This window comes from Paenibacillus glycanilyticus (assembly GCF_030161375.1).
GTDB lineage: Bacteria > Bacillota > Bacilli > Paenibacillales > Paenibacillaceae > Pristimantibacillus > Pristimantibacillus glycanilyticus_B.
This window is the reverse complement of sequence record NZ_BSSQ01000032.1, coordinates 13,348-27,037: the sequence shown is the minus strand read 5'-3', so window position 1 is coordinate 27,037 and position 13,690 is coordinate 13,348. Positions and strand designations below refer to the sequence as shown.

Sequence of the window (13,690 nt, the reverse complement as noted above, 5' to 3'; positions counted from 1 at the left end):
AGGTGTTTTAATTTGTCTCACTCTATGGGGTCAGTCCCCCATGCCGGGATACCCTTTTTTTGCTATGCAGCCTTTATTCTTGCAATAAAAAAAGCAGCGCCGGTCAGCGCTGCTTATCTTGTTTCTTCTATTATAATACTACTCGGTTCCCATGAAGATGTAACGCGCAACGATCAGAACCGCGAGGATCCACATGAGCCAGTGAACTTTGTATTTGCCTTTGTTCGCAACGTTAGCGACTGTCGCCAGAATGACATACGTTACGATACCAAACGAGATGCCGTTAGCGATGCTGTACGTGAACGGCATAAGCGCCAGCGTCAGGAACGAAGGAATCGCGTAAACCATGTCGGAGAAGTCGATTTCCTTCACCGATTGAAGCATCAATACGCCAACAACGATCAGTGCCGCGTTTGTTGCTGCCGCTGGAACCAGTGCCACTACCGGCGACAAGAAGATCGCAAGCAGGAAGCAGACGCCTGTTGTTACCGAAGTCAGACCCGTACGTCCGCCTTGCGCAACGCCGGCGGAGCTTTCTACGAAAGCCGTTACCGTACTTGTACCAAGCAATGCGCCGCCGCTTACCGCTACCGCGTCAACAAACATCGCTTTACCAACGCGTTTCTTGCCTGCTACCGGATCTTTCATGAATCCGGCGCGGTTAGCCGTACCAACGAGCGTGCCAAACGTATCGAACAATTCAACAAACGTAAAGGTCAATACGACCGTTACGATTCCGACTTCGAACACGCCAGGGAAGTCGAAGTGGCCAATGTTCATCGTCGAGAAGTCAGGAACCCAAGTTTGATCGGTGAACGTCTTTTTCACGTCAACTTGACCAAGAATAAGCGAAAGCGCCGTCGTGCCAAGGATCCCCCACAGGATTGCGCCCGGTACTCGCAGAACCATCAGAATACCGATAATGAGAAGGGCAACCACTGTCATAATAACCGTTTCGTTCGCAAAGCTGCCGATATGGATAACCGTTTCCGAACCGGAAACGTCCGTATAAGCATTTGCTTTAATATCGCCAAAAGCCGTTACGGCAACTGTCATCAGACCGCTGCCTTTCAAGCCTACAATCGTAATGAACAAACCGATACCAACCGTAATCGCGTGCTTCAAGCTGTCTGGAACAGCCGTAATGAGCATTTGACGAATCTGCGTCAGTGTCAGGATGATAAAGATAATACCCGAGATAAATACCGCTGTCAGACCCATTGCTACAGAAATAGGTTTATCCGTTGCCTGCGAAGCAATAACCGTCGAAGCAAAATATGCGTTGAGACCCATACCAGGTGCCAGAGCCACCGGGAAGTTAACGAACAAGCCCATCGCAATCGTGAAGATACCGCCTGCAATAGCCGTTGCCAGGAATACTGCCGTCCAGTCAAGACCGGTTGGCGTCAGAATGATCGGGTTGACTGCCAGGATGTAGGCCATTGTCATGAAAGTGGTCAGACCCGCCATAATTTCCGTTCTGAAGTTTGTACCATGTTCCTTTAACTTAAAGAACCGTTCCATAATTCCGATTACCCCCCCAAAAATGTGTACAAGCCTAAAACCGCAACAAAGCCTAGGAAAAATGCGTCAATGCGCAATTATCTCCTAGGCTTTGCAAAAAGGGGGAAAGTATACCGCGGACCGAGTCAATGTCATTCGCTTAAACCATAACGGAATGGCATCGCGCGGCAACTTTCCTACCTTTTCGTAGCCTGATCATTTACGGTGATCTAGTAGAGACTCTCAAGCCAATTCTTGAGATTATACGAAAAGTGATTTATTTAATTAGTTGTTATCCGTAAATTAATATAATAAGGAACACGCGACTTGTCAACGAAAATTTACGAACGTTCGCCATCTACCACAAAGATAACATTCGTCTTTACCGAAAAAATGGTAGTCCTTTTGTCCTGGTTATGGCATAAAGTTACAACCGTGAGTGATCATTGGGCATAGCATTGGGCGGAAAAACATGAAAAAGCCGCATAAATGCGGCTTTTTCAATGATCGTTTATTTTAGAAAAAGTTCGGAAGGTATTTCTTGTTGGCTTCCAGCATTTCACCAAGCAAGGTTTGGGCGACGGAAACGCTTGGCACAAGCGGATGATGGACCATCGCCTGCAGCGCAACGCCGCGATCCCCGGTCACTGCCGCTTCAATCGTCAACGATTCGTAGGTTTTCACCGCATGAAGCAATCCTTTGATATGTTCGGGCACGCGCTTCAGCGGCAAAGGAATCGGACCTTGCGCCGTTACCACGCAATTGACCTCAATACTCGCATCCTCGGGCAGGAAATCGATAATGCCGCCGTTGCGAACGTTTAGCGTCTGAATATCTTGACGGTTCGTATATAGGGAATGCATGAGGTTAACCGCAGCTTCCGAGTAGAAAGCCCCGCCCCGCTTCTCAAGCTGCTTCGGCTTTTCCTTCAGATTAACGTCCTTGTACAGCTCAAACAGCTCTTCTTCTACCCGGCTGACGACATCGGCACGCGTACCGTCTTTCTCCATTGATTGTTTCATCTCGGCGTACATCGTATCGGTCATATAGAAGTAACGCAGGTAATACGTCGGAAGTGCGCCAAGCGAACGCAGAAACTCCGGATCCCAATCGAATGCGGTTACGTTCGAAGCCGAGTAATCTTTGCCTCCGCCGATCATCTCCTGCAATTTGTCTTCGCCGTTCACGTAAGCCGCGGTAATCCAGTGCAGATGGTTGATGCCCACAAACTCCGGCAGCGCTTCGCGCTCCGTAACGCCATATTGGCTAGCGAGGTATTTCTGGAAGTTGATTGGCGAGTTGCAAAGGCCCACCGTCTTCACCTTGCTATGCTTTAACACCGCTTCCGTTACGATTCCGGCCGGATTCGTAAAGTTCAGCATCCAGGCATTAGGGGCAAGCTCTTCGATATCCCGGCAAATGTCGAGGATAACCGGAACCGTCCGAAGCGCCTTAAACATACCTCCCGGTCCCGTCGTCTCTTGGCCGATTACGCCATGTTTGATCGGAATATGCTCATCTCTGCGGCGTGCTTCAAGCAGTCCTACCCGCATCTGGGTCGTTACAAAATCAGCTCCCGCGATAGCTTCCCGCCGGTCCAAGGTCAGGTGTACGTCGATAGGCAGATTCGCCCGCTCGACCATCCGCTCGGCCAACTTCCCGACAATCTCCAGCTTATGGCGTCCCTCTTCAATATCCACAAGCCATAATTCGCGGATCGGCATTTCTTCATAGCGTTTAATCAGCCCTTCGACCAGCTCCGGCGTATAGGAGGAGCCGCCGCCAATGACGGCAACTTTTAACCCTTGTTTGGCTATAGTCATGAGAATGTCTCCTTTTAGTAGAAATGGATCGCCCAACTTTAGAACGCAATCTGGCGAAGCGCGACATCCGTTTCCGCTGAGATCGGAATCCCGCTGCTGTCCATCGCGCTCATTACGGCACCAATAACGGGATCAATCGTAAGTTTTGCAAGGTTTGCATGAGGCGCAACTTTGGCTACCGCGGCTTTGACCGCGTTAATCATATGCGGCGTACCGCCTTTGGCAAACACGCTTCCCGTCAACACAACATCAAAGCTGTCATGCTCCATGCCTAATCTTCGGATCAAAGCGTTAACCGCGTTGCCGTGTTCATGGCCTGCTTCTTCAAGAATGCGAATGGCGACCAAATCGCCAAGCGCTGCTGCTTCAAACATCGTTTGCGACAGGGTACGTGAAGGCTGAATGCCATTGTCGAGCGCGTCCTCATACATCTCGAGCACGGAGGTGTAACCCATTTGCCTCGGCACCAGCTCGGTGAGAACGGACGGCTCCTCCCGCCCCTCCCAGCTTCGGACCGCCGCGCGAAAAGCATGAATCGCCAAATCCGAACCGGAGCCTTGGCCGTCTCCAAACAAATAACCGAAACCTCCGTATTGCAGCTCCTCGCCGTTTGCGTTTCGAGCCGCGGCGTTAAAGCCGGTTCCGCTAATAATAACCGCCCCATAAGACTGGCGGGTTCCCGCCCGCATGCCAATCATCGTATCGCAAGCGATGGCATGCCGCGGGAAATCAAGCGAGTGGATCATCGGACGCAAAATCGCGTAGTCCGGCTCCCGATCGGCACCGGCGAGGCCAAAGTAAGCAAAGTCGATTTCTTCTTTGGTTGCGCCTGCTTGCCGAAGCGCTTCCGAGCAAGCCCGGTCGATCTCGGTTCTAGCCGCTTGAAAAGCCGTTTGATGATTGCCGTTCCCGCCGCTTCCGCGGCCAAGCACGCGGCCATTCTCATCCGTAAGCAAAGCATGCGTCTTACTGCCGCCTGCATCAATCCCAAGAAACAACATCATAGCCACGCTCCTTCCTATTTGGATATTCCCAGCATAAAAGAAAAGAACATCGCTTCTCTACCGAGAAAAAACGATGTTCCGATACTATCTTACTGTTCTTCAATTAACGATGAAGACGGATTTCCGAAGGTTGCTTGCCAATATGCTGCTTGAACAGCCTGTTAAAGTTGGATAAATTGCGGAAACCGGATAGTTCGGCAATTTCAATCATTTTCTTGTCCGACGTTTCCAGCAGATTAACCGCGGCGGACAACCGCAGCTGGATCAAATAATCCATCGGCGATGTTCCGACCGTCTGGACGAATAAAGCGCTGAACCGCGAAGGGCTAAGATGGACCGCGGCGGCAAGCTCCTTCAACGACCAAGGGTAGGCAATATCGGCTTCGAGCAAGTTCAGCGCTTGGCGGATCACCTCCATCCCCCGAAGATGGGCATGATTCCTCTCCTGCTCTTTGGCAAAATACCGATTAACGAAGGCCATAAACGCAACAAGCTGCGACCTTACGACAGCTTCATAATGCGGTTCTTGCCGTATATATTCGCTCCGCATCTCCAGAATGGCAGCACCAAGGCGGGAGAGCATGGGATGATCGCGATCTAGCAAATTATCGAAGCGCAAGCCGATCTCTCGGAATGGGATAAGCAGCTCCGGATCATAACGCTGCTCAAGCGCAAAATATGCCGGATCAAACATAATGACCGTCATAACGAGCTCTTCTTGCTCGAAAGCGCGGTGCAAATCATTTGAGTTAATGAGGATGATATCCCCTTCCCGGAAGTCGTGCCGCGTTCCATTAATGAGATAATAGCCGCTTCCCCGGCTAATATAGTTAATCTCCAGAGCCGTATGCCAATGCAAACGCTGAAAATGCGGAGTTACGCCTTCCGACTGCGAGATCACAATGGGAAAAGCATGCGGCAATTCTATGAGATCGCGAGAGACGGTAGAAATCGGCTTCATGGCAAGGCCTCCTGGAGAAGAGTATAAGTAAATTCAGTATAACACTGGTATTTGAGATCCCAAAGATTTACCGCGAATTAACAAAAAACCTCCTCTCTCTAATCCTCCCTTGATAATAGGCTTGTACACTTTACATGCCCCTACTTCATCTTGGGCAACACATTTCAGACTGGTGGTGCATTATATTTTGAATTTCTACAAGCAAGCTCGAATCCTATTCCCCGCCGTATTATCGGCAAGCCTTCTATCTACGGGAATTGCCGTTCCAACTCCTAAAGCGGCGGCAGCGGTAGCCGATACCGGCGCCACGGCGCAAGAACAAGGGGAATGGCTGACAGGCGAATTCCACGCCCATACGACCGAATCAGACGATGCCCAGAGCTCGCTCGAATCCGTGCTGGATCACGGCTTGACTACTTACGGCCTCGACTTCATCATGCTGGCGGATCATTTGCGCTCCTCCAAACGCGACGATACGGGAGCCGACATTCCCGGCGGTCCCATTCCGTTATCGAAAGGACTCCTCGAATACCAGGTTCCAAAAATAAAAGCATTGCAGGAAGCAGGCAAATATGCCGGCAAGACGATATTTTCCGGCTTTGAATGGGATATCCCTTCGCACGAGCACGGCTCCGTTGGTATTCTCACCGATGAACCCGGTTCCGATGCCGCGCTGAAAGCCGCGAACCAATTCGAATATTTGTTCACGAACCGCGACGCAACCTGGTTTAATCCGGCTGACGTCCTGCAGTGGGAAGCGGCGGATGACCGGGCGTTCAGCACGCATGCGGACAGCTTGTCCGCCGTTAATTGGCTGAAACGCAATTACCCGGAAACCAGCTACATGATCGTGAACCACCCATCCAGAGGCGTAGGCAAATATAAGATTTCGGACTTCCGCGACTTCAATAATGCTGCTCCTGATATTGCGTTTGGCTTCGAGGGCATGCTCGGCAACCAAATGGAGCCGGACCGCGGCGGTTACAATTCGGCCTACGATCCCGCTAACCCAACGGCTAACGACAACTATAAGAACCGTTCCTACGGCGGCGTCGATTACATGGTTGCGAAAGTTGGCGGCGTCTGGGATTCCCTGCTTGGCGAAGGCCGCCAGTTCTGGAATTTCGCGAATTCCGACTACCATTTCAAGACGATCGACACGAACTCGAGCGGTTACTGGCCGGGCGAATACGCCAAAAACTATATTTGGAGCGAAGGAAAATCCACGCAGGATATTCTGAACGGCATGCGCTCGGGCAAATCGTTCTCCGTCTTTGGCGACCTGATTAACGCTTTGGACTTCCGTCTTGCCGACGGCGGCGCAAATGCCGAAATGGGCGGTACCCTGCAAGCCACCGAAGGGGATAAACTTACGCTTACGATCAAATTCAAGAGCCCGGAGACGAATAACTACGAGAATCCGATCAACAGCGGCCAATCCGGCGGCATGCAACCGGCAGTTGATCATATCGACCTGATTGCAGGCGATGTTACGGGTCCGGCAGAGAAAGGAACTCCGGCCTACGACAAGGATACAAATGACTCTACCCGCGTTGTTGCCACTTTCACTAGCGAGGACTGGACAACGGACGCCAACGGCTACAATGTTATTACTTACGACTTGCCGAAGGCCAGCAAAGATCAATACTTCCGGCTGAGAGGCACCAACCTTGGCATAAACGTGCCGGGCGAGACGTTGGACGGCAATCCGCTGATTGATCCAAAAACAACAACCGCCGATGCCGCGGCCCGGTTCAACGAGATTAACGACCGCAACTATAAGGATCTATGGTTCTACTCGAATCCTATCTTTGTAGATACGGCTGCCTACAGCGATGAACAAGCCGTAACGGATACATTAAGCAAGTTGACCTTAGGCAACCTGGATGCCGTTACCGGGAATATGACGTTGCCTTCCGAAGGCGAGCATGGCGCGGCAATCGCGTGGGAAGAAACAACCGACTCCGCAAACGCGGTTGCAATCGAGAATGGCATCGCCAAAGTGAGCCGTCCCGCTGCCGGACAACCAAACGCATCGGTCACGCTTAAAGCGACCGCTTCGCGGGGCGATCAGTCGGACTCCAAAACTTTTGTCCTAACCATTCAGGCATTGCCTACTACTTCGAATCCGGGAGGCGGAACAACACCTGCAACATCCGTTTCCGTTAATATGGATCCGGCCAAAGGCGCGGAAGGCAGCTTGCAAGGCGTGATCTCCTTCAAGATTCCTGCAGGTGCCGTATCTTCGAGCGGAACGATCGGCGCGTCGGTTCTTCCTACAGGACAACAACCTCCGCTTGGCAACCTGAAGGCGCTAAGCCCAATCGTCGAGATGACTAGCAATGCGGGGACGATATTTGGCAAGCCCGTTCAACTGACCTTTAACTACGCCATGAATTCTGCTGCGCCAAAAAGCCAACCTGCCGTGTACTACTATAACGAAAAGCTGAAGAAATGGATGTTCATCGGCGGCCAGGCAAACGGAACAACCATTACGGTCGACGTTAAGCATTTCACGAAATTCGGAGTATTTGGCTACACGCCTCAAACTTTCCAGGATCTTAACGCTTCCTGGGCGAAACCATACGCCGACCGCTTAATCGGGATGGACGTGATCTCCGGTTACGAAGACGGAACGTTCCGTCCGGACCAGCCAGTTACTCGCGCAGAATGGGTCAAGCTGCTGGTGAACTCGCTTAGTCTGCCTACGCCATCCGGTGCAACTAACTTCGCCGATGACAGCCTCATACCGGCATGGGTGAAAGCACAAGTAAAAGCAGCAGCCGAAGCTGGATATGTGACGGGCATAAATACCAAAGACGGCTCCGTCTTTAACGGATCGCAGCGTATCACCCGTGCGGAAATCGCCGTAATCGCCGCGCGCGTTCTGCAATCCGCCGGCATCGCTTCGTCCGGGGACGGCAAAACCTTCAACGATGCACAGGCGATTCCGGCCTGGGCTCAAGATGCGGTAGAACAAGCTACAGCTTCGGGTATTATTAGCGGTTATCTTGACGGCACTTTCCGCCCGGATGACACATTAACCCGCGCCGAAGCGGTGAAAGTCGCTTACGCTTTGCTTGATGCCTTAAATATGTAACAAAATAAAACTCCCTTCCAAGCTGCTGCATCGCAGCTGGAAGGGAGTTTTCTACTATGCCGACCGTTTGAACGTAGCGTTTATTTGCCGTTTGCCGCCGCCCAAGCGTCCAGCTGCTTCTGCTTCTCGGCGATGATCTTATCGATTCCCGCTGCCTTCAACTGATCGATAAACTTAGGCAATTGAGTCTCCGGATCAACCGTACCGGTTTCAAGCGCGACTTTATATTGGTTGGTTACGTTAGTCACGGCGGCGATCTCCGATTTCACGGCATCCGCATTAAAGATAAAGCCCAGTGCTTTCGATTTCGTAGCATTCTTGTTGAAATCCATTAATTGATTCCATAGATCCGGGCTGTCTCCGTTCCAAATGTAAGAGAGCGACTGGTTGCCAAACATCCATCCTAATTGAAGGTTGTAGCCGGAATTGGTAGCATCCACGCCTTGCGGGAAATCAATGACGTTATCCGATACTTTCGTGTAATGCTTCCCTTCGATGCCGTAATCAAACAGATTGATCAGATCTTTATCGGTATACATCAGGTTAAGCAGCATCGTCGCCCGCGAAGGATCTACCGAATTTCTCGCCACGCTCCACATAATGGAGGTGATGTCGCTTGTCGTTGAGATCGCCGGCTTGAAGTGTATCGATATCATCTCTCTTGCCGTATTTCTGGACTCCTGGGTTTCAATGCCCGGCTTCATATGGGAAATAAACGAGAAGGCTTTGCCCGCTTTCACCATGTTGTATTGCGTTTCCGTGCTTGTTGCCGCGTCCTTGGCGACGTAGCCTGCCAAATACCATCTTCTTACCGTATTTAGCATCTCTTTGTATTCCGGCGCCTCGTACATGTCAACAAGCTTCAAGTTATTGTCATTGCCGGGAAGTACGCCAAGCCCGTCGCTTAACGTATCAAACGCGCTCCGTACGTAAATGTCGATAATGGAGTTGCCATACTTCACGGTCGGAACGACATCCGGCTCGTTTTCCTTGATTACTTTGAATATAGCGTCCAAATCGTCAAGCGATTTGATCGAACTTGTATCGATGTTATATTTGTCTACCAGATCCTTGCGCATCGTTATGCCAAAGTCGGCCGCCAAATCCCGGATACTCGGAACGGCATATATTTTGCCGTCGATTTTCGTTGCGTTAAGGAATTCCGGATCGAGGTTGTCCAACGCTTCTTTAATTCCCGCGCCTTCCTTGCCCAAGTAATCGTCAAGCTCGAGGAACTGGCCTTTCGCTACATCCTGGCTGTAGGTTCCAAGTCCGCTCAGAATTAAGTCTACTTGCTCTTTGCCGGACATCATTAACGTTCTTTGCTGCGTCCATGCTCCCCAACCGATCGGAACAAGCTTAACCGTGGCATTAATTTTTTCTTTCGTAATCTTGTTGATGGCATCGCTCACTTCCTGCATATCCTTCGGCTCGCCGGCTGCCGGGAAGACCATGACAAGCTTCTCCGGCTTTAACGTCTTGCTTGCGTCATTGCCGGCATTGCTGGTCTCAGCCGCAGAACCGTTGCTTGCCGTGCCGCCGTTTCCGCCATTCGAATCATTGTTGCCGCCGTTACTGCTGCAGGCGCCAATCACCGCCGCGGACATCGTTAGCGCTAAAGCCAAATGGATCGAACGTCTTTTCATCATTCCAATGACCTCCCCCAAATATATGTGATGTTTCGGTAAAGCCGTTATCCTTTTACCGCTCCAACCGTCAGCCCTTTGGCGAAATATTTCTGGAAGAACGGATAGGCCACGAGCAACGGAACGACACCGATAACCGCCATTGCCATTCTCATGGAGGCGAGCGGTATTCTAGCGGCAAGATCGCCCGTCTGGCTGCCGGCTTGCGTGGAAGATTGCAGGAATTGAAGGTCCAGCAGAATCCGATTAAGCAGGTTTTGCAGGCTGTAGTATTTGCTGTCGGTTAGATAGATCAGACCGTTGAACCAATCGTTCCAATACAAGATGACGTAGAACAAGCCAACCGTAGCTAGCACGGGCGTCGACAGCGGCAGCACAATCCGGTAGAAGATCTTCCACTCTCTCGCGCCGTCGATATAAGCGGATTCGATAATGGCCGTTGGAATGGAAGTGGCAAAAAACGTGCGCATCAGAATAATGAAAAATCCATTCATTAGCAAACCCGGGATGATTAGCGCAAGAAGCGTATTTTTGAAGTCGAAATAATTCGTGTACAGCAAATAGGAAGGCACCAAGCCGCCGTTGAAGAGCATGGTGAAAAATACGTAAAAAGCGAGCGTATTGCGGAAAGGCATCTCTATTCGCGACAGCGGGTAAGCGACCATGGCGGTAAGCGATAACCCGGCCGCCGTGCCAATAACGGTTGTAAGTACCGTAATTCCGTAAGCTCTGGCAATCTCCGAAGAGGTATTCCATAAGTAGTGATAAGCCGAAAAGCTGATATCCTTCGGGAAAAACGCGTAACCGTTGCGGACAAGCTCCATATCATCGGTCAAGGAAGATGAGAACAGCAGCCAGATCGGCATAAGGCAAAATAACGTAAAACCGATCATAACGATGTTTAGAAGCCATTGATAAACTCTGCCAGATGATTGCATGTTGCCTTCCCCTTTCTAGAACAAAGCATTGTCCTTGTTGAATTTGCGTACGACCGCATTGGAAACCATGACGAGAATAAAACCAACAAGCGCCTGGTAGAGACCGGCTGCCGAGGACATCCCGATATCGCCGAGGTTGATCAAAGCGCGGTATACATACGTATCGATCGTGTTCGTTACCGGCATAAGCGCGCCTGTATTAAGCGGAACCTGATAGAACAAGCCGAAGTCGGAATAGAAGATTCGCCCGATGGCGAGCAGCGACATAATCGTAATGACCGGAGCCACAAGCGGGAGCGTAATTCTCACAACCTGCTGCCAGCGGTTTGCGCCGTCAATCGTAGCCGCTTCGTAATACTCATTGTCGATGCCGATGATGGCCGCCAGGTAGATGATGCACAAATTGCCTACGCCTTTCCAGACGTTAACGATTGTCAGAATCCATGGCCAATATTTCGTTTCGGTGTACCAGGAGATTGGCTCGAGACCAAGCATGGGAAGCAGCGTTTTGTTCATGAAGCCGTTCTCCACGTCCAGGAACCCAAGCACCAAATAACCGACAATAACCATCGAAATCAAATACGGAAGCAAGATCAGCGTCTGATACGTTCTTGATAGAAAGCGCTTACGGATTTCGTTGAGCATAATGGCGAGCGCAAGGGCAATGACCGTATTCAGCACGATAAAGACAATGTTGTACAGTAAGGTATTTCTCGTAATGATATAGGCGTCTTTCGTCTTGAACAGGTATTCGAAGTTTTTGAAGCCGATCCAATCGCTTCCCAATATTCCTTTTGCAAAGTTGACGTCCTTAAAGGCGATCACGATGCCAAACATCGGCAAATAGTTATTAATAAGCAGGTACAGCAGGCCGGGCAGCGCCATCAGAATAAGAGCCCGGTATTTCATCATCTTCTTCAGCTTCAAAGCGATCGCCGAACGCTTCTGTGTCCGCTTCGAGACCTGCTCTTCCATGGCAGCAACTTGGGTATTGGCATTCACGGACTTGACCACCTCTTTTTGGGATGACTTGTTCTTCATAGCTTTATAGTAGCTTATGCCTGATCATCCGGGCTTCCAAGAATCCGTCATCCCGTTTTCGAGTTTCCGACATGCGTCCCGTCTATTTGCACAGCTTCATCCCCGGCTGCTCCGCTCTCCGGTACTCCTGGGGCGTCATCGCAACTTCCTTCTTGAAGATCGTGGAGAAATAGGAGAAATTGCAGAACCCTACCGCAAGCGCAACATTGCTGACCGTTGTATCCGTCCTTGCCAGCAGCTCTTTGGCAAGCTTGATTCGCTCCGTCAAAATATAGTCGGATACCGACAGACCCGTCTCTTTCTTGAACAGCTTTACAATATAATCCGGGCTTAACCCTACATAATCCGCGATATATTGCCTGGATAGCTCCTGATCGAGATTTAGGGCGATATATCGTTTGATCTTCTCAATAACCGATTCGTTGGAATCGAGCTTCTGCATATGTACGATCGCCGCCTCCAGCATCCCCTTTACCCAATCCTGCAAATCTTTCACGCTGCGGGTAGCGGCTAATACCTTGGCAGGCGCCAAATGATCCGAGAAAATTTCATCCGCGCGAAGCCCATGCTGCTGCAGCGTATACAGCATCATCTGGAGGAAGTTTTGATAAAACCGTTGAAGTCCTCTTACCCCCAAGTTATCGATTTGCTTCCAGGAATCGAGAAACTGGTGCGATTCATTGATGACCTGCCTCATATTCCCTTGCTTGATAAGCTCCGACCAAATATGGAGGGGAGTCAGCGGGATTTGACCTTCGCCCCTCAAATTCGCGTCATAGCATATTACACGGTCAACGATATTGACCTGATTTTTGACGAACGTCATCAATTCTTCTACCATCTTTCGCATTTCATGCGCCGGTACCTGTTTCCCGAAATAGCAGACTAAGTGACAGCCTAAATACTGATTGCAGCCTCCAATGAAAGTATTGCAGCGGCTAATAACTTCTTTCCAGAAGTATCCTTCCTCTTCTAAACTAAACACCTTATCCCTTACAAAAACGACCATAAGATATTCAGAATTAATTCGAACAATCTGAGCATTAAACGTCCCCCGAACAACAATCTCTTCCAGCGCATTGCGTAGCGCATATTCCATCAGCTGCTCATCGCGAACGGACAGCGACTTGTCCCAATGCGAGATACTTATGACAACCGGAATAAATTCCATGGAACGGACGTAGGGCAGCCTCTTCTTGTCGATCACCTCCATCATGCTATCCAAACGGGAAGGAATCGCTTGATTCAGCACATCCTGCCAGAACCGTTCCGTCTCTCTTCCGGCCGCTTCCCGCTCTTCTCTGATCTTCTTAATCAGCTTGGTCATGACAAGCTCCAGTTCATCATGCGGAACGGGCTTTAACAAATATTCAAAGCTCCCTAGCTGCAACGCTTTCTTGGCGTAAGCAAAATCGGCATGGCAGGTTATAAAAATACACTCTGTATGAGGATAATGCGCCTTCACCCATTCAAAGAGCTCCAGCCCGCTGCCTTGCGGCATCTCTATGTCGCAAATCATAATATCAAACGGCTGCTCCATGAACTTTTCCTTCGCCTGCCTAGCATTGTGCGCAATGGATACGGAAGTAACAAACACGCATTTCCAGTTCATGCTTGCCTTTATGCCGTTTGCAATAATCGCCTCATCGTCTACTATCAATAATCGATACATA

Annotated in this window: 9 protein-coding genes and 1 riboswitch; of the genes, 1 reads left to right on the top strand and 8 read right to left on the bottom strand. The window is 50.4% G+C overall.

The window, feature by feature from the left end; all coding sequences use genetic code 11:
- Window positions 1-138: 138 nt before the first annotated feature.
- The 4 genes from QQK89_RS28890 to QQK89_RS28875 form a co-directional block, all read right to left on the bottom strand.
- A complete protein-coding gene (locus QQK89_RS28890) occupies window positions 139-1,524 on the bottom strand; it encodes an NCS2 family permease (protein ID WP_284242225.1) in 1,386 nt (461 codons plus the stop codon).
- A gap of 167 nt (window positions 1,525-1,691) precedes the next feature.
- Window positions 1,692-1,792: riboswitch (purine riboswitch) on the bottom strand.
- Between the two features lie 227 nt (window positions 1,793-2,019).
- Complete coding sequence (locus QQK89_RS28885; protein ID WP_284242224.1) at window positions 2,020-3,327, bottom strand: 6-phospho-beta-glucosidase; 1,308 nt, start codon at window positions 3,325-3,327, stop codon at window positions 2,020-2,022.
- 38 nt (window positions 3,328-3,365) lie between these two features.
- On the bottom strand, window positions 3,366-4,331 hold the full coding sequence (locus tag QQK89_RS28880) for an N-acetylglucosamine kinase (RefSeq protein ID WP_284242223.1): 966 nt from the start codon (window positions 4,329-4,331) through the stop codon (window positions 3,366-3,368).
- Window positions 4,332-4,434: 103 nt separating this feature from the next.
- Window positions 4,435-5,292 (bottom strand): AraC family transcriptional regulator, encoded by an 858-nt coding sequence (locus QQK89_RS28875; protein ID WP_284242221.1) that lies wholly within the window; start codon window positions 5,290-5,292, stop codon window positions 4,435-4,437.
- Window positions 5,293-5,479: 187 nt separating this feature from the next.
- Between QQK89_RS28875 and QQK89_RS28870 the strand changes: the two genes are divergently transcribed.
- On the top strand, window positions 5,480-8,392 hold the full coding sequence (locus tag QQK89_RS28870; protein WP_284242220.1) for an S-layer homology domain-containing protein: 2,913 nt from the start codon (window positions 5,480-5,482) through the stop codon (window positions 8,390-8,392).
- Window positions 8,393-8,472: 80 nt separating this feature from the next.
- Here QQK89_RS28870 and QQK89_RS28865 read toward each other — a convergent pair whose 3' ends face one another.
- The 4 genes from QQK89_RS28865 to QQK89_RS28850 all read right to left on the bottom strand — a co-directional run bounded on the left by QQK89_RS28865 (window position 8,473) and on the right by QQK89_RS28850 (window position 13,689).
- Complete coding sequence (locus tag QQK89_RS28865; protein ID WP_284242219.1) at window positions 8,473-10,041, bottom strand: ABC transporter substrate-binding protein; 1,569 nt, start codon at window positions 10,039-10,041, stop codon at window positions 8,473-8,475.
- Between the two features lie 44 nt (window positions 10,042-10,085).
- On the bottom strand, window positions 10,086-10,976 hold the full coding sequence (locus tag QQK89_RS28860) for a carbohydrate ABC transporter permease (protein WP_284242218.1): 891 nt from the start codon (window positions 10,974-10,976) through the stop codon (window positions 10,086-10,088).
- A 15-nt stretch (window positions 10,977-10,991) separates the two neighbouring features.
- The gene (locus QQK89_RS28855; RefSeq protein ID WP_284242226.1) at window positions 10,992-11,888 is read right to left on the bottom strand and encodes an ABC transporter permease; all 897 of its coding nucleotides are present in this window, start codon (window positions 11,886-11,888) and stop codon (window positions 10,992-10,994) included.
- Window positions 11,889-12,099: 211 nt separating this feature from the next.
- Complete coding sequence (locus QQK89_RS28850) at window positions 12,100-13,689, bottom strand: response regulator transcription factor (protein WP_284242217.1); 1,590 nt, start codon at window positions 13,687-13,689, stop codon at window positions 12,100-12,102.
- Window position 13,690: the final 1 nt, after the last annotated feature.

What these genes read in the sequence shown, in the direction of transcription:
- QQK89_RS28860 (WP_284242218.1), bottom strand. Translation starts at nt 10,976, where the DNA reads ATGCAATCATCTGGCAGAGTTTATCAATGGCTTCTAAACATCGTTATG.
- QQK89_RS28875 (WP_284242221.1), bottom strand. Translation starts at nt 5,292, where the DNA reads ATGAAGCCGATTTCTACCGTCTCTCGCGATCTCATAGAATTGCCGCAT.
- QQK89_RS28850 (WP_284242217.1), bottom strand. Translation starts at nt 13,689, where the DNA reads ATGTATCGATTATTGATAGTAGACGATGAGGCGATTATTGCAAACGGC.
- QQK89_RS28880 (WP_284242223.1), bottom strand. Translation starts at nt 4,331, where the DNA reads ATGATGTTGTTTCTTGGGATTGATGCAGGCGGCAGTAAGACGCATGCT.
- QQK89_RS28890 (WP_284242225.1), bottom strand. Translation starts at nt 1,524, where the DNA reads ATGGAACGGTTCTTTAAGTTAAAGGAACATGGTACAAACTTCAGAACG.
- QQK89_RS28865 (WP_284242219.1), bottom strand. Translation starts at nt 10,041, where the DNA reads ATGATGAAAAGACGTTCGATCCATTTGGCTTTAGCGCTAACGATGTCC.
- QQK89_RS28855 (WP_284242226.1), bottom strand. Translation starts at nt 11,888, where the DNA reads ATGATGAAATACCGGGCTCTTATTCTGATGGCGCTGCCCGGCCTGCTG.
- QQK89_RS28885 (WP_284242224.1), bottom strand. Translation starts at nt 3,327, where the DNA reads ATGACTATAGCCAAACAAGGGTTAAAAGTTGCCGTCATTGGCGGCGGC.